Below are 18,432 nucleotides of genomic sequence, written 5' to 3'. Positions count from 1 at the left end.
GGGTGGGGGAGGTGCCGGCCGGAAGGCTCAGGCAGGTTGGCGCGCCGAGGTCATCAGGCGCATGAGGTGCTCGGGGGTGGCGTCCTCGCGGTCCATGACCCCGGTGATGGCTCCCTCGAAGATCGTGTAGATCCTGTCGGAGAGACCGAGTAGTTCGGGCAGTTCGGAGGAGATGACGATGACCCCCTTGCCGGCCCTGGCCAGTTGCTGGATGATCCCGTAGATCTCGAACTTGGCTCCCACGTCGATGCCGCGGGTGGGTTCGTCGAGGATGAGCAGGTCGGGTTCGGTGAACATCCATTTGGCCAGGACGACCTTTTGCTGGTTGCCGCCGGAGAGCTTGGCAACCCCTTCCTGCACCGAGGGGGTCTTGATGCGCAGCGCCTTGCGGTAGTACTCGGCCACCTCGAATTCCCGGTCCCGGTCCACCACCTGGTGCTTGCTGATCTTGCCCAGGTTCGCCGAGACGGTGGTCTCCTGGATGTCGTCGAGCAGGTTCAAGCCGAGGGTCTTGCGGTCCTCGGTCACGTAGCCGAGGCCTGCACGGATGGCCTGGGCGACGGTGCGCAATTCAAGGTGGCGGCCGTTCATCGTGATGGTCCCGGATTGGTACCGACCGTAGGAGCGGCCGAAGACCGAGCGGGCCAATTCGGTGCGTCCGGCTCCCATGAGCCCGGCGAAACCGACGATCTCCCCCCGCCTGACGAAGAAGGACGAGTCCTTGCAGACCATCCGGTCCTGGACCTGGGGGTGGCCGACGTTCCAGTGGGAGACCTCGAAGAACGTCTCGCCGAGCTCTGCCGCGTGCTCGGGGAAGCGCGACTCCAGGGTCCGGCCGACCATGCCCTTGATGATCCGGTCCTCGTTGACGCCGTCGGCCTGGACATCGAGGCTTTCGATGGTGCGTCCGTCGCGGATGATCGTGATGGAGTCGGCGACCTGTTCGATTTCGTTGAGCTTATGGGAAATGATGATCGAGGTGATGCCCCTGCCCTTGAGCCCGCGGATCAGATCCAGCAGATGCTGGGAGTCGGATTCGTTCAACGCGGCCGTCGGTTCATCAAGGATGAGCAGTTTCACCGATTTGTTCAGTGCCTTGGCGATCTCCACCAGTTGCTGCTTGCCGACCCCGATCTCCTTGATCGGGGTGTCGGGGTCGTCGTTCAAGCCGACCCGGGCCAACAGGTCCAGCGACAAGCGGCGGGCGGTGGACCAGTCGATCATCCCGAAGCGGGTGGGCTCGTTGCCCAGGAAGATGTTCTCCATGATGCTCAGCTCGGGGATCAGGGCGAGTTCCTGGTGGATGATCACGATGCCGGCCTCTTCGCTGGCATTGATGGTGCGGAAGGTCTGGACTTTTCCTTGGTAGTGGATGTCCCCGGTGTAGGTCCCGTGCGGGTAGACCCCGGAGAGCACCTTCATGAGGGTCGATTTCCCGGCACCGTTCTCGCCGCAGATCGCGTGGATTTCTCCGACGCGGACGTTGAGGTTGACCGTGTCCAGGGCCTTGACGCCCGGGAACTCCTTGGTGATGGAGCGCATTTCCAACAGGTTCGGGGCGTGCTGTCCGGCAGATGGTGTGTGCATGGTGCCCTAGGGCCTTCCAGTGGGTGGTCGAGGGGATTCTTCGGTGCTGGTCGGTCACGGACCGCCGCGGGGGTCAGGGGGCACGGATCCCGACATGCTGGAAGGCCAGTGCCGCGGCTCCCAGGGATTCGGCCCGTTCACCCAGTGAGGACATGACGACGTTCGTGCTTTCGCCGACGATGGGGACGGCATGGCGGTGCAGGCCGCGTCGGATCGGGTCCAGCAACAGTTCGCCCAGACCGGCCAGGGGGCCTCCGACGACGATGGCTTCGGGGTTGAGCAGGTTGGCGATGTTGCCCAGCTCCTGCCCGACGGCCATGCCGGCGTCGTCCAGCACGCGCAGGACCGCCGAGCCGCCGGCGCGTCCCTGCGTGACGATGTCCTCGGCCGTGTGGGGTGGATGCTCGCCCCCGGCCAGCAGGGTCGACATGATGGTGGTGGAGGCGACGGTTTCCAGGCAACCGCGGTTGCCGCAGCGGCAGATCGAGCCATGTTGTTGCACGGTCGCATGGCCGATTTCCCCGGTGATTCCAATGTTGCCGTAGTAGGGGGAACCGTTGATGATCAACCCGGCGCCGATGCCCGAACCGATCTTGATGAAGACCAGGTTATCCACCCCGTTATGCGGACCCCACGTCACCTCGGCCAGGGCTCCGAGGTTGGCGTCGTTGTCGACGATGACCGGGATGTCGAGGACTTCTTCGATGCGTTCCTGCAGGTTCAGCCCCACCCATTCGGGCAGGATGGCCCCCTGGGCGACCGTCCCGCTGCGGCGGTCGATGGGTCCGGGGATGCCCACGCCGGCACCGATGAGGGCACTGCGCTGGAGATCGTGTTCGGCCAGGAGGTCGTCCACGAGCCGTGCGGCGGCGGCGATGCCTTCTTCGCCCTGGTGCCCGAGCGGCAGGATCACGGTCTTCTCCGCGATGATCTGGTAGGTCAGCGAGGAGAAGACCACCCGCAGGTGGCGCCGGCCGAAGTCGATGCCGACACCGATGGCCCCGTCGTTGATGAGACGCACGTTCAGGGCCCGGCGTCCCGAACTGGTGGTGGGTTCGGTATCGACCAGGCCGGAGGCCTGCATGAACTTCACGATGTTGGAGACGGTGGCCGTGGACAGCCCCGTCTGGCGGGAGAGCTCGGCCTGGGTTGCGGGGCCGGCGAGCAGGCTATCGATGAGGCGTTGCTGGTTCAGGTGGCGCAATGCGGATTGCGATCCGGGACTCCTGGGGCCGCCATGTGATCCAGCTCTCGTTTCTTGCATGCTGAAAAGTCTGCAACAAGGATTTGTTGCCGTCAATAAGTAAACGCAAGAATTAAAAAACTAGTGGCTTGTGTATGGAGGGTTACGTCAATGGGGGAGGGGTGCAGTTCCTTAAGGCAGCGGCCACTCGTGGACCGGGCCCGAATGGTGCATGTGGTCCCAGTACAGCCGGGTCATTTCCTGCAGGGCATGGCGGCGGTCCAGCCCGCGGGCCTCGAGCCGGTCGAGGGCCTGGATCTGCCAGAGGGCCCCGTTCTGTTCGGTGCGGGCCCGTTCGCGCAGCACGTCGAGATACCGCGCGGCCACGGCATCCTCGACGCCCAGATCCGCCAATCCCTCGGCGGCCAGCGGGATCAGGTGGCGCACGATGAGCTCGGACACCGGGATCTCCCCGACCCCGGGCCAGTAGACCATGGCATGGAGCCCGTCGCGGGCGCAGGTCAGGAAGTTCTCCGTGGCCGTGCCGAAGGCCATCCGTGACCACAACGGACGTTGGGACCTGCGCAGCCGGCGGACCAGCCCGAAGAAGAACGCCGCATTGGCCACCGTGTCCAGCACGGAGGGACCGGCGGGCAGCAGCCGGTTTTCCAACCGCAGGTTCGGCCTCTGAACCCCCGGGTCGTAGATGGGCCGGTTCCAGCGGTAGACGGTCCCGTTATGCAGGCGCAGTTCGTGCAGATACGGGGCCCCCGCCTTCGTCTTCTGCGGACGCCGTCCAGCCAGTTCGGGGAGCAGCGCCGGGAAATAGCGCACATTCTCTTCGAAGAGGTCGAAGATCGAGGTGATCCACCGATCGCCGAACCAGACGCGGGGCCGTACCCCCTGGGCCCGCATTTCCGGGGCCCGGGTGTCGATCGACTGCTTGAATAATTCGATCCGGGTCTCGTGCCACAACACCCGTTCCAGGAACACCGGGGAGTTGGCGGCCAAGGCGATCTGGGGTCCGGCCATGATCTGGGCCGCGTTCCAAGCCGGGGCGAATTCGGCCGGGCTCAGTTGGACGTGGAGCTGGACGGAGGTGCAGGCGGCCTCCGGGGCGATCGTGGGGGCATAGAACCTCAGGCGTTCCTGGCCGGAGATATCGATCAACACGTCCTCGCCGCGGGCCTGCAGCACCGAGGTGTTCAGGGCGGCGTAGCGCTTGCCGGTGCTCATCCAGTCGGGGTCCTGCAACTGCTCGGGACGCAGGGTGGGCAGGATGCCGGTCATCAACAAATCGGCACCGACCTGGTCGGCCTGGGCGTCGGCATGGTTGAGCTGGGCCCGCAGCCCCTCCTCCAGATCGCGCAGCCCGCGACCCGAGACGTCCAGGGCCGGATGGTTCAGTTCGATGTTGAAGGCACCGATCTCGGTTTGGAAGGCCTCGTCGGCGATGGATTCCAGGACTTCGGTGTTGCGCATCGCCGGGGTGAAGTCCTCGTTGGCGAGGTTCAGTTCCAGCTCGACGCCGATGGTCCCCGAGGCGGCGAAATGCCCGTTCGAGAGGAAGTCCTCGAAGGTCTCGAGGTTCTCGTTCAGGCGTTCACGGTACCGGGTGCGTTGCGCCCGGGTGAAGGTCTTCTTCCTGACTTCTGCTCCCATGGCCTGAGCGTACTGGGGCATTGGTCATCTGTATACGGATGCGGGCCTGCACGCCGGCGGGGGCCGGAGGCCCTAGCGGCCGCGGTCGTTGAGGTAGCTGACCCCCAACTGGTTGCGGACCCCGTCGAACAGCCGCAGGGTATCCACCGAATCCTCCCAGCTCATCGTCGGGCTCTGGGTCAGTCCCTGTTGGATGCAGCGGGTGGCCTCGCGCAGTTCATAGACGTAGTTCCGGCCCACCGTGTCGAACCTCTCGGTCCTGGCCTGACCGTCGAGGGGGTGGACCTCGAAGGAGGGCGGGTTGTTCAGCGGGCCGGTGATGCGCAGGAAACCGGTGCTGCCGGAGATCACCGCCTCCCGGGGTCCTGCGCCGTTCAACGAACAGAGCAGTTGGGCCTGGGCGCCCGAGCCGTAGGTGAGGGTCAACGACTCCTGGGTGTCGATCCCGTCGTCGTTCAGGGTCCCCACCGCCTGGACCGACTGGGGGAAGCCCAGGGCCCCGAGCGCCCAGGTCAGCGGATAGACCGCCAGATCCAGCAGGGCCCCACCACCGGCTGCGGGGTCGAAGAGCCGCCAGGTCCTGTCGTAGTCCGCCGGGAAGCCGAGATCGGCCCGGACCCAGGCGACTTCCCCGATCGCCCCGGCCTCCAGGAGGTCCAGGGCACGGTGGACGGCCGGCAGGAACCGGGTCCAGACGGCTTCCATCAGAAACAGGCCGCGGGACCTGGCCAGTTCCACCAGCTCGGCGGCTTCGGCGGCATTGATGGTCAGCGCCTTCTCGCACACGACATGCTTGCCCGCCTGCAGGGCCGCGAGGGCGACGGCGAAGTGCTGGGCATGAGGGGTGGCGATGTAGACCGCGTCGACGGCCGGGTCGGCAAACAGCCGATCGTGGCCCGACACCCCGTCCAGGGGGCCGTAGGCGACGGCGAAACCGTGGTCGGCGGCGAAGGCGGCCGCCCGGCCTGCGTCGCGGGAACTGACGGCGTGCAGCGTCGCATCCTCGAGCAGGCCGAGATCACCGACCACCGTCGCGGCGATGCGCCCCGTGGAGACCACCCCCCACCGGAGGGGCCGTCCCGTGGCGGTCAGGGGTGATCCGGCGTCGGGCGCGGCGCAGGGCGGGGTGGGGAAACGGGGGTTCATGCCCCCAGCTTGGCATGACGCAGGGGGCCCGGCAATCGGGGGCGTTCCGGCTCAGCCTGCGTTGGCGTCGCGGTGCTTGCCCGCCAGGACGAGGTAGTGCTCGGTGTTGGTGCGCAGCGACTCGACCTCCTCGTCGCTGAGTTCGCGGCGGACCTTGGCCGGGACCCCGGCCACCAACGAACGCGGCGGGACGTCGGTGCCCTCCAGCACCAGGGCGCCGGCCGCCACGAGGGACTGCTCACCGATCCGGGCGCCGTTCATGACGGTGGCGCTCATGCCCACCAGGGAGCCGTCGCCGATGGTGCAGCCGTGGATGACCGCGGAGTGGCCGACGGAGACGCCGGTACCCACGGTGGTGGGGAAGCCGGTGTCGGCGTGGACGACCACGTTGTCCTGCAGATTGGTGTCGTCGCCGATGCGGATCGGGGCGGAATCCCCGCGCACGGACACCCCGTAGAAGGCACTGGCGCGCTCGCCGAGCTCCACATCGCCACTGAGCGTGGCCGTGGGGGCCGTGAAGGCCGAGGAGGCGATCTTCGGGGTATGGGAATCGATGGTGATGATGTGTGTCATGGGGCGAGTCTACAAACCCCGGGGCCCCGGAAGGCTAGTTGAAGACCACGGTCCGGCGCCCGTCGAGCAGGATCCGCCGTTGGGCGGCCCACTGCACGGCCTGGGCCAGCGTGCTTCCCTCGACGCTGCGGCCCATGGCCACGAACTGGCTGGGGGTCTGGGAATGGTTGACCCGGATGACCTGCTGTTCGATGATCGGGCCCTCGTCGAGATCCGCGGTCACGAAGTGCGCCGTCGCCCCGATCATCTTCACGCCCCGGGCGTGGGCCTGGTGGTAGGGCCTGGCCCCCTTGAAGGAAGGCAGGAACGAATGGTGGATGTTGATCGCCCGCCCGGACAACCCCCGGCACAGTTCGTCCGAGAGGATCTGCATGTACCGGGCCAACACCACCAATTCGATGTCATGGTGCTCCACCAGCTCCAACAGCCGGGCCTCGGCGTCGGCCTTGGTGGCGGGGGTGACCGGGAGATGCAGGAAATCCACCCCGTAGAACTCCGCCATCGGGGCCAGGTCCCGGTGGTTGGAGACGATGAGCGGGACCTCGATCGGCAGGGACCCGGCGCGCTGCTGGTACAGCAGGTCGTTCAAGGCGTGTCCGGCGGTGGAACACATGATCAGGGTGCGCAGCGGCCGGGCCTCGGCGTGGACGGCGAGCTCCATGGCGAAGCGGGCGGCCACGGCATCCAAGCGGGACTGGACCTGCTCCTGACCGGCCTCGGTGGAAACGGCGACGCGCATGAAGAAGGACCCCGATTCGGGGCTTTCGAACTGCTGGGATTCGGTGATGTTGCATCCGGCCTCCAACAGGGCGCCGGACACCGCATGCACGATGCCCGGCTGGTCGGCGCAGGAGAGGGTCACGATGAATTGCTGGCTGGTCACCCCCGGAGTTTATCGGGGCCCGCAGGCGTCAGCGAAAACGAGGGTCCACCCGGGTCATGGAACTCCCGGGGACAACAGGCTATGACTAGGGCATGGTGATTCTTCGTTTCCTGAGGCGGTACCCGCTTTTTGCGGCCACCGTGGGGTTCGGACTGCTGACCGTCGGGCTGAACATCGGCGGCCTGCACGGGCCGGCCCGGCTGGTCGCCTCCGGCTTCGCCCTGGTCGTGGCCGCGACGGTCTGTGTGGACATGGTCAAAGACCTGCTGCGTGGACACTGGGGGATCGACGTGTTGGCCCTGACGGCGATCGTGGCCACCGTGGTCGTGGGTGAATACCATGCGGCCTTGGTCATCTGCCTGATGCTGACCGGGGGAGAAGGGCTCGAGGACGCGGCCCAGTACCGTTCACGGCGGGAACTGACCGGACTGTTGGACCGGGTCCCGCGGACCGCCCAACTGGTTGCCTCCGACGGCACCGTCTCCGAGACCCCGCTCGAGGACGTGGCCGCCGGTGACATCGTGTTGTTACGCCCCTCCACCGTGGTTCCGGTGGACGGGACGCTGCTGGAAGGCAGCGCAGATTTCGACGAATCCGCGGTGACCGGTGAATCCTTGCCGGTGACCCGGGCGGCGGGGGAACCCGTGCCCTCCGGCGCCGTGAACGGCACGGTGGCGGTATCGCTGCTCGCCACCGCCACGGCGGCCGACTCGCAATACGCCCGGATCGTGGCCCTGGTCCAGCAGGCCGCCGAATCGCGGGCACCGCTGGTGCGCCTGGCCGACCGGTACGCAGTCCCCTTCACACTCTTCGCCTATCTGGTGGGCGGGCTCGCCTGGTGGCTTTCGGGGGATCCGGTGCGGTTCGCCGAGGTCCTGGTCGTCGCCACCCCGTGTCCGTTGCTGATCGCCGCCCCGGTGGCCTTGATGGGAGGGATGAGCCAGGCGGCCCGTGAGGGGGCGATCGTGAAGGACGGCGGAACCCTGGAACGGCTGGGCCGGGTGAAGACGGCGGCCTTCGACAAGACCGGGACCCTGACCACGGGGACCCCGCGGCTGAAGCGCATCGCGGTCACCCCGGGTCTGACCGGCGGGCTCGATGCGGATCGGGTTCTGGAACTGGCGGCCTCGCTGGAGGCCTACTCCACCCACGCCTTCGCCCCCGCCGTCACGGCGGCCGCCCGCACCCGCGGGATGGCCCTGCACCCGGTGGAGGATGCCACCGAGATGGCGACCGAAGGGATCAGCGGCACCGTTGAAGGCCACCGGGTGATGGTGGGCAAACCACGGTGGATCGCCGACCACAGCTCCGGATTCGCCCCCGGATCCCTCCAAGCCGGCGAAGCCGGTGTCTACCTGGGAATCGACGGCGTCCACGTCGGGATGCTGGTGATGAGCGACCCGCTGCGCCAGGAGGCGGCGGGCATGATGGCGCGCCTGGACCGGGCGGGGGTCAAGGACCGGGTGATGCTCACCGGTGACATCGCCGCGACGGCGCAGGACGTGGCCCGCCAGGTGGGGCTGACCGACGTCCGGGCCGAGCTGCACCCGGGGCAGAAGGTCGACCTGCTGGCGGCCTTGCCGCACCGCCCGGTGATGATGGTCGGGGACGGGATCAATGACGCCCCTGTGCTGGCGGCCGCCGACGTCGGGGTCGCGATGGGCGTCCATGGGGCCACTGCGGCCTCCGAAAGCGCCGACGTCGTGATCATGATCGACGACGTCTCGGTGGCGGCCACGGCGGTGGAGATCGGCCAACGCACCGTCAGGGTGGCCCGCCAATCCATCTGGATCGGGATCCTGCTCTCCGTGGGCCTCATGGTCTACGCCTCCACGGGGGGCCTTCCGGCACTGTTCGGCGCCCTGGCCCAGGAGGTCGTGGACGTGGTGGCCATCGCCAACGCCCTGCGGTCCCTGAGCGGTCCGGCCACGTCATCGCAGGTCCGCAGGACTGCGACGGCAGGCTCCATCCAGTAACATGAAAGGCGTCGTGACTGGCGCTGGTGGATGACCACAAGGGAGCGGCAACAGCAGGAACCAAACGGATCGCGCGCCTGGGCCCGGGGGTCTCCGCAGCGGCGCCTGCCGCCGGGGTGGCCCCTAATCGAAGACCATCCCCGCAGCAGGAGAAGATTTCGTGAGCACACCACACCCCGTCACCAACCAACCACTATCCGAAGTGGACCCGGAGATCGCCGCGGTGCTGACCGCAGAACTCGGCCGCCAACGCAACACCCTGGAAATGATCGCCTCGGAGAACTTCGCCCCGCGATCGGTCCTGCAGGCCCAGGGTTCGGTGCTGACCAATAAATACGCCGAAGGCTACCCGGGGAGGCGCTACTACGGCGGCTGCGAGCACGTCGACGTGGCCGAGAACCTGGCCCGGGACCGCGTCAAGTCGCTCTTCGGTGCCAAATACGCCAACGTGCAACCGCATTCGGGGGCCACGGCCAATGCCGCGGCCCTGGCGGCCATGATCAACCCCGGGGACAAGATCCTCGGCCTGTCCCTGGCCCACGGGGGCCACCTCACCCACGGGATGAAGCTGAACTTCTCGGGCAAGCTCTACGCGGTCGCCGCCTACGAGGTCGATCCCGAGACGTTCACCATCGACATGGACAAGCTGCGGGCCCAGGCCATCCAAGAGAAGCCGCAGGTCATCATCGCCGGCTGGTCCGCCTACCCGCGCCAGCTCGATTTCGCGGCCTTCCGTTCGATCGCCGACGAGGTCGGGGCACTGCTCTGGGTCGACATGGCCCACTTCGCGGGACTCGTCGCCGCCGGTCTGCACCCCAACCCCGTCGAATACGCCGACGTCGTGACCTCCACGGTGCATAAGACCCTCGCCGGACCGCGCTCGGGCCTGATCCTGACCAACGACCTGGAACTGTATAAGAAGATCAACTCCAACGTGTTCCCGGGCCAGCAGGGCGGGCCGCTGATGCACGCCATCGCCGGCAAGGCCGTGGCCTTCAAGATCGCCGCGGGGGAGGAGTTCCGCGAACGTCAGGAACGCACCGTCGAAGGAGCCCGCCTGCTCGCTGCGCGGCTCACCGCCCAGGACGTCACCGCAGCGGGGATCTCCGTGCTCACCGGCGGGACCGACGTCCATCTGGTCCTGGTGGATCTGCGTGATTCCGCGTTGGACGGCCAGCAGGCGGAGGATCTGCTGCACTCGATCGGCATCACCGTGAACCGCAACGCCGTCCCCTTCGACCCGCGTCCGCCGATGACCACCTCGGGTCTGCGCATCGGGACCCCGGCACTGGCCACCCGTGGTTTCGGGGCCGCCGAATTCACCGAGGTCTCCGATATCATTGCCACCGCCCTGCGGGACGGGGAAGCGGCCGATACCGCCACCCTGGGTGCCCGTGTGGAGCGCCTGGCAGCAGACTTCCCCCTCTACGCCGAACTGGAGCAGTGGTGATCATGACTGAACGCGCACGAATCCTCGATGGAAAAGCCACTGCGAAGACGATCAAGGCCGAACTGACCGAACGGGTCGCCGCCCTGAAGGAACGCGGCATCACTCCGGGACTGGGAACCGTCCTGGTCGGGGAGGACCCGGGCTCGAAATGGTACGTCGGGGGCAAGCACAAGGACTGTGCCGAAGTGGGGATCACCTCGATCCGCATCGACCTGCCCTCGGACACCAGCCAGGAGGACCTGCTGGCGGCCGTCCACGAGCTGAACGAGAACCCCGAATGCACCGGCTACATCGTCCAGCTCCCCCTGCCGGAGCACATCGACCAGGACGTGGTCCTGGAAGCCATGGACCCGTCCAAGGACGCCGATGGCCTGCACCCGATGAACCTGGGCCGGCTGGTGGCCAACGTGAACCGGCCGATGGTGTCGCCGCTGCCCTGCACCCCCAAGGGTTGTGTGGAGTTGCTGGCCCGCCACGGGATCGAACTCGACGGCAAGAACGTCCTGGTCGTCGGCCGCGGGGTGACCATCGGGCGACCGATCGGCCTGCTGTTGACCCGCCGGCAGGTCAATGCCACCGTCACCCTGGCCCACACCGGCACCCGGGATCTGGCCGAGCACCTCTCCCGGGCCGACGTCGTCATCGCCGCCGCCGGGAAGGCCCATATGATCAAGGCCCCCGACCTCAAACCGGGAGCCATCGTTCTTGATGTCGGCGTCAGCCGGGTCGACGACGGCAGCGGCAAGGCGGTCGTCACCGGAGACGTGGAACCTGCGGCCTACGACGTCGCCTCGTGGATCTCCCCGAACCCCGGCGGGGTGGGGCCGATGACCCGCGCCATGCTGCTGGACAACGTCGTGGACAGCGCCGAACGCCAGGCCGACTGAGACCACCAGGACAGGTGCCCGGGAACCCCAGGGGTCCCGGGCACCCGTGCGTGGTCGTCGAGGCCGCGGCGGGTCGGCGGCCCCGCAGGGTTTCCCCGGATGGGAATGCTGTCATCACGCGGGCGTGGATGGTAGACATGCGGTGTAAGGTCCCGAAGTTTCCCACCCAGCCAAGGGGTTTGATCACATGGATACCTCACAGATCATTTGGATTGTTGTCGCCGTCGTGGTGGTACTGGTCATCATCGGCATCATCGCCCGCGTGGCCGGCCGGAAGAAGGCCGAACGCAACCGTGAAGAAGCCGGCAGGATCCGTGCCGAAGAGCAGGAAGCCCAGCTCCAGGTCCGAGAACGCGAAAGCTCGGCGCAACGGGCGAAAGCCGACGCCGATGCCGCGGAACTGAAGTCGAAGGAACGGGAGATCGAAGCCCAGCGCCTGCAGGCGGAGGCCAAGGAGGCCGAGGTCGCCGCCGAACGCAAGCGCATGGACGCCGACCGGCAGGCCGCCGCGGCGAGCGAACAGATGGAGGCCTCCGAGGAACGGCTGCGCCAGGCCGAGAAACTGGACCCGGACGCCGGGAAGGAGACCGCCCCGGAGGCCGGGAAGACCGGCAGGGGCCGTCGTGCCGAGGGTCCCGCCGCCGGGGAACCGGTGGACGGCGAGCGTCGCCAGGAACCTGCAGCACCCGGTCGTCGTGAGGATGCTGGACCGGTGGCGGATGAACCACGGGTGACTCGTGAGGGCGATGCCGCGGGGCAGCGGGTTCGTCGGGAGCCAGCAGAACCGGTGGTCGGCGATCCTTTATCCGATGATCGTTCGGACGCCTCCGGCGAGGCCACCGCCCAACGCGCGGATCGCCCCGCAGGACCCGACCTCACCGGGGCCGACGGTCTCGAAACCGATGGCCTCGACACACCTGAGGTTGATCAGCAGGGACGTCCCGGGGACAACCCCAAGCATCTCGACGAAGGCTGACGGTCCGCCCATCGCCGTGCCCGGCCCCGCCGTTTAGGCGTGGCCGGGCGGCGTCATGCGGCCTGTTCGGCGGCCCACGCTCAGTCGTTGCACAGCCCACATGCGTATAGTGGTGATTCAGGGATCATGAGGTTTTCAGTTCCTGCGGCCGCGAGGCCAGGAACTACACTCCGAGGGAGTGCACATGAGCGCTCAAATGCCTTCCATCCTGACCCACGATTCATCGACGACCGCCCCCAAACGGCGCAACGCCGGGGCCCGGAACTTCAGCCTGCTCAAGAACCGGGTCCTCGATGCAGGGCTGATGGGCCGACGCCGTGGCTACTATCTCGGCGTCGTGATGCTGCTGACGCTTCTGCTCGCCGCCGCGGTCACCGGCTTCACCTTGCTGGGCGACAGCTGGTTCCAGCTGTTCGTGGCGGCGGCCCTGGGGATCATCCTCACCCAGTTCGCCTTCCTGGCCCATGAGGCCTCCCACGGGCAGGTGCTGAAGTCGGGTCCGGCCAATGACCGGGTCGGCCGGATCCTCGCCAATGCCGTCGTGGGCATGAGCTACCAGTGGTGGATGAACAAGCACACCCGTCACCACGCCAAGCCGAACACCATCGGCAAGGATCCCGATATCGAACAGGACACCGTCTCCTTCCTTCCCGAGGATGCCGCGGCGCGTACCGGCGTCCTGGCCTGGTTGACCCGCCGGCAGGGATACCTGTTCTTCCCGCTGCTGACGATGGAGGGGTTCAACCTGCACTTCCACTCGTTCCGGTATCTCTTCTCGCGCCGCCCGGTGAAGCAGCGCACCCGCGAGATCCTCATGGTCGCCCTGCGCCTGTCGTTCTACCTGGCGGTCTTGTACATTTTCTTGCCGTGGGGTATTGCCAGCGCTTTCCTGGGCGTCCAGATGGCCGTCTTCGGCGTCTACATGGGTGCCTCATTCGCCCCGAACCACAAGGGCATGCCGCTCATCCCCAAGACCTCCACCATTGACTTCTTCAGCCGCCAGGTCCTGACCTCGCGCAATATCGTGGGACGGACGTCCTTTGGGACCCGCGTTCTCACCGCTGTGTACGGTGGCCTGAATTACCAGGTTGAACACCACCTGTTCCCCAGCATGCCGCGCCCGCACCTGCGCCAGGTCAGCGTCATGGTCCGCGAGTACTGCCAGGAACTGAAGGTGCCCTACACGGTCGCCTCGGTCGGTGAATCCTACGGCCAGGTCGTGAAGTACCTGAACACGGTGGGACTGAACGCCCGCGACCCGTTCGATTGCCCGATGGTCCAGGAATACCGCCCCCACTAAACCAGGACGACCACGCTGATTGGCTGGTGCCAATCACTCGTTGCCAGTAGAGTGCGGATGTGATTCAGAACCCATCTCGCCCCGCGGTCATCGTTGCCGACCAGCTGACCAAACGCTACGGGGACTTCACCGCCGTGGACTCCATCTCCTTCGAGGTCCCGGCCGGGGAATCCTTCGGGCTGCTCGGGCCCAACGGCGCCGGCAAATCCACGACCATGCGGATGATCGGCGGGGTGTCCCAACGCAGCGGCGGGACCCTGAGCATCATGGGGCTGGACCCGGAACAACAGGGCCCCGAAGTCAGGGCGCACCTGGGAGTGGTGCCGCAGGAGGACAACCTCGACCAGGAATTGAAGGTCAGGGACAACCTGATCATCTATGGACGCTACTTCGGGCTGCCGATGAGCTATCTACGACCCAAGGCCGACGAACTGCTGGAATTCGCCCAACTCACCGAGAAGTCCACGGCCCGTGTCGACGACCTCTCGGGAGGCATGAAACGCCGGTTGACCATCGCCCGGTCACTCATCAACGATCCCCGCGTCCTGCTCCTGGACGAACCGACGACCGGGCTGGACCCGCAGGCCCGGCACATCCTCTGGGACCGGCTGTTCCGGCTCAAGGAACGCGGGGTCACACTGATCCTCACCACCCACTACATGGACGAGGCCGAACAACTCTGCGACCGGCTGATCGTGGTGGACCAGGGCCGGATCATGGCCGAGGGGTCCCCGGCGGCCCTCATCCGGGAATACTCCACCCGTGAGGTCCTCGAGCTGCGCTTCGGGGCCGACCGCAATGCCGGGGCCGCCGACGCCGTGGCGGGGATCGGGGAGAGGATCGAGGTCCTGCCGGATCGGTTGCTGATCTATGCGCACGACGGCGAAGCAGCCCTGGACGCCGTGACGGCCCGGGGCCTGACCCCGCTGACCTCGCTGGTGCGCCGTTCATCGCTGGAGGACGTGTTCCTCCGGTTGACCGGGCGGAGCCTCATTGAATAACCACGAAGCAGCACCTTCCACCACCGGGCCCAGCCGGCCGGCGTCGTTGACGCCGTTGGTCCCGCATCCGCCCGCCACCAGCGCCCGCAAGACCCGGAGGTTCGGCAGCTGGTACGTCGCCGAACAGTACCTCCGAGCGATGAAGGGCTATCTGGACATCGTCATTGCCTACTCCGTGGGCAACCCACTGATCTACCTGTTCGCCATGGGGGTCGGATTGGCCTCGCTGGTCGATGCGAACTCCGGGACTGCGAGCTTCGACGGCGCCAGCTACCTGCAGTTCGTGGCCCCGGCCCTCCTGGCCTCCGCGGCCATGATGACCGCGTCGGGGGAATTCACCTACGGGGTGATGTCCGGATTCAAATGGTGGAAGACCTATTACGGGCCGCTGGCCACCCCGCTGACCCCGCAACAGATCTGCCAGGGCCATGCGCTGGCCGTCGCGATCCGGATCCTGGGTCAGAGCATCGTCTATCTGGTCATCGTGCTCCTCTTCGGTGCGGCCACCAGCGGTTGGGCCGTCTTGTCGATCCTCACCGCCTCCCTGGCCGGATTGGCCTTTGGCCTGCCGCTGATGGCCTACTCGGCCTCGGTCAGGGACGACAAGGGCCAATTCGCACTCGTCGAACGATTCATCGTCATGCCGCTCTTCCTGTTTTCCGGCACGTTGTTCCCGTTGTCGACGCTGCCCTGGTTCCTGCAGTGGATCGGATGGATCTCCCCGGTCTGGCACGCCACCGAAATCGGGCGGGTGCTCTCCTACGGGTATGCCGAGCCCCTCTGGCTCTCCGTGGTGCACGTGCTCTACCTGCTGGCATTGACCGGCGGGGGACTGTTGCTCGCCCGTCGGGTCTATGCCCGCCGGCTGGAGGGATGAAATGAGTCTGATCCGTGACGCCGACCTCGTCCTGAAGCCCGACCGCCGCCCCTTCGCCGCCCTGTACTCACGCAATATCCGGGCCGTGATCGAACGTGGCCTCATGGCCACCCGGACCTCCAACGCGGCCATCATGATCTCCGGATTCGTCGAACCCGTGCTCTACCTGCTCTCGATGGGGATCGGGCTGGGTGCGCTGATCGGGACCGTCCAGGGTCCCGAAGGAACCCCGATCAGCTACGCCGCCTACATCGCGCCGGCCCTGCTGACGGTCTCGGCGATGAACGGGGCGCTGTACGACTCCACCATCAACGTCTTCTTCAAGATGAACTACGGCAAGCTCTACCAGAACATGCTCCACACCTCGTTGGGCCCGCTGGATGTGGCCTTGGGGGAGATCTTCCTGGCCCTGTTGCGCGGATTCCTCTACGCCACCGGGTTCACCATCGTCATGGCGGCCATGGGATTGATCACCACCTGGTGGGCCTTGCTGATGGTCCCGGCCGCGGTCCTGATCGCCTTCGGCTTCGCATCGATCGGCATGGGCATCACCTCCTATATCCGGACGTTCCAACAGTTGGACTGGGTCACGTTCATCATGCTGCCGATGTTCTTGTTCTCGGCGACGTTCTACCCGCTGGATGTCTACCCCCAGGCCATCCAGTGGCTGATCCAGGTGTTGCCGCTCTGGCACGGGGTCGAGCTGCTGCGCCAGCTCTCGGTGGGTGCCTTCGGGGTCATGACGGTGGTGCATGTGCTCTATTACGTGCTGATGATCGGCGGCGGAATGATGCTGACCACGAATCGTCTGCGGGCCCTGTTCCTGAAGTGAGATGGGTGTCGGAGGCCTCCGGCAGGTAGTCTGGTCCGGACCAGAACCCAAGGAGGCGCCGTGATCGGCAGTTGGCATGCGGTCGTCATCGACTGCGAAGACACGGAAATCATGGCAGATTTCTACGAAAAAGCCCTCGGCATGGTGCGGGTGCAGCATGACGACGACGGATGGATCACCATCGGGGACGCCCCCGACCGGCCCGCCATCGCCTTCCAGCGTGTGGAGAACTACCAGCCCCCCGAGTGGCCGGGCCAGACCCACCCGCAGCAGGCCCACCTGGACATCCGGGTCGACGACCTGGATGTCGCCGAGGAAGCCGTGCTCAAACTCGGTGCGACCTCGATGAACACCGGCGGACAGAACTACCGCGTCTACCTGGACCCCCAGCGCCACCCCTTCTGCCTCGTGTCCTGGTGACCCCGGGCCCGCAGCGGACCTCTCGGCGCCGTGCGGTCGTCCTGGGCGGTACCGGCCTGCTCGGACGGGCCACCGCCGCCCGACTGGCCTCCGCTGGATGGGCGGTGGACGTGACCGGTCGGGACCGGCACCACCTGCCAGCCGATCTGGGCCGGGCCGGGGTGCGTTTCGTCGCCGCGGACCGCTACGATCCCGTGGCCCTGGCCGCCGTCATCGGCGACGGGGCGGATCTCGTCGTGGACACGCTGAGCTACACCGCGGGGCATGCGCGCAGCCTGCTTCCCCTGCGGGATGACATCGGACGGGTGGTGATGCTCTCCAGCAAGGCCGTCTATGTCGACGCCGAAGGCCGGCATGTGAATTCGGCCCACCGGCCGGAATTCACCGGCCCTATCGCCGAGGACCACCCCACCCTGGCTCCCGGGAGCATGCCGTTCGCCTCCGCCGCAGGGTATGGGCCGAATAAGGTCGCTGCCGAACTGACGCTGCTGGAATCCGGGGCGAACGCCACGGTCATCCGGGCTTCGAAGGTCCACGGGGTCGGCGCCGCGCCCGCCCGGGAATGGGCCTTCGTCCGCCGGGTTCTGGACCGCCGCCGGGTGCTGGTGCTGGCCGGACGCGGTAGGGGGACGGACCATACGACGGCCGCGGTGAACACCGCGGCCCTGATCGAATGCGTCGCCGAGGCCCCCGAGGGGGCCCGGGTGCTCAACAGCGCCGACCCCGACGCCCCCAGCGGGCTGGACATCGCCCGCGTGGTCGCCGCGCAGCTGGGCCATGACTGGCACGAGGTCCTCCTGGACGACGACGCCCCGGAAGGCCTGGGGGCCCATCCCTGGGACTCCCGGCCCGCCATCGTGCTGGACACCACGGCGTCACGGGACCTGGGCTACGTTCCGGTGGGAACCTACGCACAAACGGTCACCGACGAACTGGATTGGTTGGCCGGGCTGCCGCGGGAAAGCTTCGCCGGAAGCCCGCACTTCGGCGATTTCGCCGCGGACTATGCTGCCGAGGACGCGTATCTGCGCCGGTTCCCTGGCTTGCTGCCGCACCGCTGAGCCTCGCCGGATCCTGCCGGGGTGTTCGCCCACGGGAAACTTGTCCCGGACAGCGCCCCGGGTTTGGGATACTAGGAACATGGAACCCATCGGCACGGCCCGCCCCGGCTCGGAAAAGAAGATCACCCTCAAGGCCAGCACCCTGTCGTTGGCCGTCATGGTCACTGTCTTCCTGGTGGCGGTCGTGTTCGCCGCCAACCAGAACGACGTGATCGGGTGGATCGTCGCCGTGATCTCACTGGGCTGGCTGCTGCTGGCCGCCTTCCTGGTCTTCGGTCTGCGCCGCGGCGCCCGCAAGGTCAGCAGCCAGCTGCAGAACGCCTCCGCCTCCATGGCGGCCCGCGCCCGCCAGCCCGAGCCTGCCGAAACCGTCGTGGTGGACGAAGGATCGCGCACCCGTGACCTGAAACTGGAACACTCCTTCAAGATCGTCCAGGTCCAGGCCGGGGTCATCAAGGAGCACCTTGATGCCGGCGGGGACGACGCCCGGGGCATGGTCGACCGCGCGGTGGAAACGATCGAGATCACCGCGCACAACGCCCGGGAGATGATGAAGCCCTCCGGTGGCAGTGATCCACTCTCCGGGGAAGTCATCGACTAGGAATTCTTCGGTAAGCT

General features: G+C 67.0%; 17 protein-coding genes and 1 riboswitch. Of the genes, 11 read left to right on the top strand and 6 right to left on the bottom strand.

What is annotated here, in order from left to right; translation table 11 throughout:
- Positions 1-27: 27 nt before the first annotated feature.
- From mmsA to purU, 6 genes are all read right to left on the bottom strand, one after another.
- Entirely contained in the window at positions 28-1,587 is a 1,560-nt protein-coding gene (gene mmsA / locus ACT3S6_RS06805) for a multiple monosaccharide ABC transporter ATP-binding protein (protein ID WP_444554292.1), read from the bottom strand.
- 73 nt (positions 1,588-1,660) lie between these two features.
- Complete coding sequence (locus ACT3S6_RS06800) at positions 1,661-2,851, bottom strand: ROK family transcriptional regulator (RefSeq protein ID WP_444554291.1); 1,191 nt, start codon at positions 2,849-2,851, stop codon at positions 1,661-1,663.
- A 111-nt stretch (positions 2,852-2,962) separates the two neighbouring features.
- Complete coding sequence (locus ACT3S6_RS06795) at positions 2,963-4,453, bottom strand: glutamate--cysteine ligase (RefSeq protein WP_444554290.1); 1,491 nt, start codon at positions 4,451-4,453, stop codon at positions 2,963-2,965.
- A 51-nt stretch (positions 4,454-4,504) separates the two neighbouring features.
- Entirely contained in the window at positions 4,505-5,578 is a 1,074-nt protein-coding gene (locus ACT3S6_RS06790) for a Gfo/Idh/MocA family protein (RefSeq protein ID WP_444554289.1), read from the bottom strand.
- Between the two features lie 51 nt (positions 5,579-5,629).
- The gene (locus ACT3S6_RS06785; RefSeq protein ID WP_444554288.1) at positions 5,630-6,151 is read right to left on the bottom strand and encodes a gamma carbonic anhydrase family protein; all 522 of its coding nucleotides are present in this window, start codon (positions 6,149-6,151) and stop codon (positions 5,630-5,632) included.
- 34 nt (positions 6,152-6,185) lie between these two features.
- Positions 6,186-7,034: a formyltetrahydrofolate deformylase gene (gene purU / locus ACT3S6_RS06780; RefSeq protein ID WP_444554287.1), complete on the bottom strand. Its 849-nt coding sequence runs from the start codon at positions 7,032-7,034 to the stop codon at positions 6,186-6,188.
- A gap of 92 nt (positions 7,035-7,126) precedes the next feature.
- Between purU and ACT3S6_RS06775 the strand changes: the two genes are divergently transcribed.
- The 11 genes from ACT3S6_RS06775 to ACT3S6_RS06725 all read left to right on the top strand — a co-directional run bounded on the left by ACT3S6_RS06775 (position 7,127) and on the right by ACT3S6_RS06725 (position 18,415).
- The gene (locus ACT3S6_RS06775; protein ID WP_444554286.1) at positions 7,127-9,010 is read left to right on the top strand and encodes a heavy metal translocating P-type ATPase; all 1,884 of its coding nucleotides are present in this window, start codon (positions 7,127-7,129) and stop codon (positions 9,008-9,010) included.
- A gap of 3 nt (positions 9,011-9,013) precedes the next feature.
- Positions 9,014-9,100: riboswitch (ZMP/ZTP riboswitch) on the top strand.
- Positions 9,101-9,170: 70 nt separating this feature from the next.
- Positions 9,171-10,460, top strand: coding sequence for a serine hydroxymethyltransferase (glyA, locus tag ACT3S6_RS06770; protein WP_444554285.1), 1,290 nt, complete (start codon positions 9,171-9,173; stop codon positions 10,458-10,460).
- Between the two features lie 2 nt (positions 10,461-10,462).
- Positions 10,463-11,347 (top strand): bifunctional methylenetetrahydrofolate dehydrogenase/methenyltetrahydrofolate cyclohydrolase, encoded by an 885-nt coding sequence (locus ACT3S6_RS06765; protein WP_444554284.1) that lies wholly within the window; start codon positions 10,463-10,465, stop codon positions 11,345-11,347.
- Positions 11,348-11,534: 187 nt separating this feature from the next.
- Entirely contained in the window at positions 11,535-12,323 is a 789-nt protein-coding gene (locus tag ACT3S6_RS06760) for a hypothetical protein (RefSeq protein ID WP_444554283.1), read from the top strand.
- A 196-nt stretch (positions 12,324-12,519) separates the two neighbouring features.
- Positions 12,520-13,623, top strand: a complete 1,104-nt coding sequence (locus ACT3S6_RS06755) for a fatty acid desaturase family protein (RefSeq protein WP_444554333.1) — start codon at positions 12,520-12,522, stop codon at positions 13,621-13,623.
- A gap of 59 nt (positions 13,624-13,682) precedes the next feature.
- A complete protein-coding gene (locus ACT3S6_RS06750; RefSeq protein WP_444554282.1) occupies positions 13,683-14,624 on the top strand; it encodes an ABC transporter ATP-binding protein in 942 nt (313 codons plus the stop codon).
- Positions 14,617-15,501 carry an ABC transporter permease gene (locus tag ACT3S6_RS06745; RefSeq protein WP_444554281.1) on the top strand — a complete coding sequence of 295 codons (885 nt, stop codon included), beginning with the start codon at positions 14,617-14,619 and terminating at the stop codon, positions 15,499-15,501. Before ACT3S6_RS06750 ends, ACT3S6_RS06745 begins: the two co-directional genes overlap by 8 nt.
- 1 nt (position 15,502) lies before the next feature.
- Complete coding sequence (locus tag ACT3S6_RS06740; RefSeq protein WP_444554280.1) at positions 15,503-16,333, top strand: ABC transporter permease; 831 nt, start codon at positions 15,503-15,505, stop codon at positions 16,331-16,333.
- Between the two features lie 60 nt (positions 16,334-16,393).
- Positions 16,394-16,753 (top strand): VOC family protein, encoded by a 360-nt coding sequence (locus ACT3S6_RS06735; protein ID WP_086999433.1) that lies wholly within the window; start codon positions 16,394-16,396, stop codon positions 16,751-16,753.
- Positions 16,750-17,814, top strand: coding sequence for an NAD-dependent epimerase/dehydratase family protein (locus tag ACT3S6_RS06730; RefSeq protein WP_444554279.1), 1,065 nt, complete (start codon positions 16,750-16,752; stop codon positions 17,812-17,814). Before ACT3S6_RS06735 ends, ACT3S6_RS06730 begins: the two co-directional genes overlap by 4 nt.
- A 79-nt stretch (positions 17,815-17,893) precedes the next feature.
- Complete coding sequence (locus tag ACT3S6_RS06725) at positions 17,894-18,415, top strand: hypothetical protein (RefSeq protein WP_444554278.1); 522 nt, start codon at positions 17,894-17,896, stop codon at positions 18,413-18,415.
- Positions 18,416-18,432 lie beyond the last annotated feature (17 nt).

The organism is Arthrobacter sp. AOP36-C1-22, from assembly GCF_052377515.1.
In the GTDB taxonomy this organism is placed as follows: Bacteria; Actinomycetota; Actinomycetes; order Actinomycetales; family Micrococcaceae; genus Arthrobacter_H.
The sequence above is the reverse complement of the archived record's forward strand: the minus strand, read 5'-3'. Positions and strand labels throughout refer to the sequence as shown.

Bases quoted from the DNA above. Each gene is read 5' to 3' on its own strand.
- ACT3S6_RS06740 (WP_444554280.1), top strand. From the start codon at position 15,503: ATGAGTCTGATCCGTGACGCCGACCTCGTCCTGAAGCCCGACCGCCGC.
- ACT3S6_RS06775 (WP_444554286.1), top strand. From the start codon at position 7,127: ATGGTGATTCTTCGTTTCCTGAGGCGGTACCCGCTTTTTGCGGCCACC.
- ACT3S6_RS06760 (WP_444554283.1), top strand. From the start codon at position 11,535: ATGGATACCTCACAGATCATTTGGATTGTTGTCGCCGTCGTGGTGGTA.
- ACT3S6_RS06725 (WP_444554278.1), top strand. From the start codon at position 17,894: ATGGAACCCATCGGCACGGCCCGCCCCGGCTCGGAAAAGAAGATCACC.
- ACT3S6_RS06785 (WP_444554288.1), bottom strand. From the start codon at position 6,151: ATGACACACATCATCACCATCGATTCCCATACCCCGAAGATCGCCTCC.
- ACT3S6_RS06755 (WP_444554333.1), top strand. From the start codon at position 12,520: ATGCCTTCCATCCTGACCCACGATTCATCGACGACCGCCCCCAAACGG.
- ACT3S6_RS06790 (WP_444554289.1), bottom strand. From the start codon at position 5,578: ATGAACCCCCGTTTCCCCACCCCGCCCTGCGCCGCGCCCGACGCCGGA.
- ACT3S6_RS06765 (WP_444554284.1), top strand. From the start codon at position 10,463: ATGACTGAACGCGCACGAATCCTCGATGGAAAAGCCACTGCGAAGACG.
- mmsA (WP_444554292.1), bottom strand. From the start codon at position 1,587: ATGCACACACCATCTGCCGGACAGCACGCCCCGAACCTGTTGGAAATG.
- ACT3S6_RS06800 (WP_444554291.1), bottom strand. From the start codon at position 2,851: ATGCAAGAAACGAGAGCTGGATCACATGGCGGCCCCAGGAGTCCCGGA.
- ACT3S6_RS06795 (WP_444554290.1), bottom strand. From the start codon at position 4,453: ATGCCCCAGTACGCTCAGGCCATGGGAGCAGAAGTCAGGAAGAAGACC.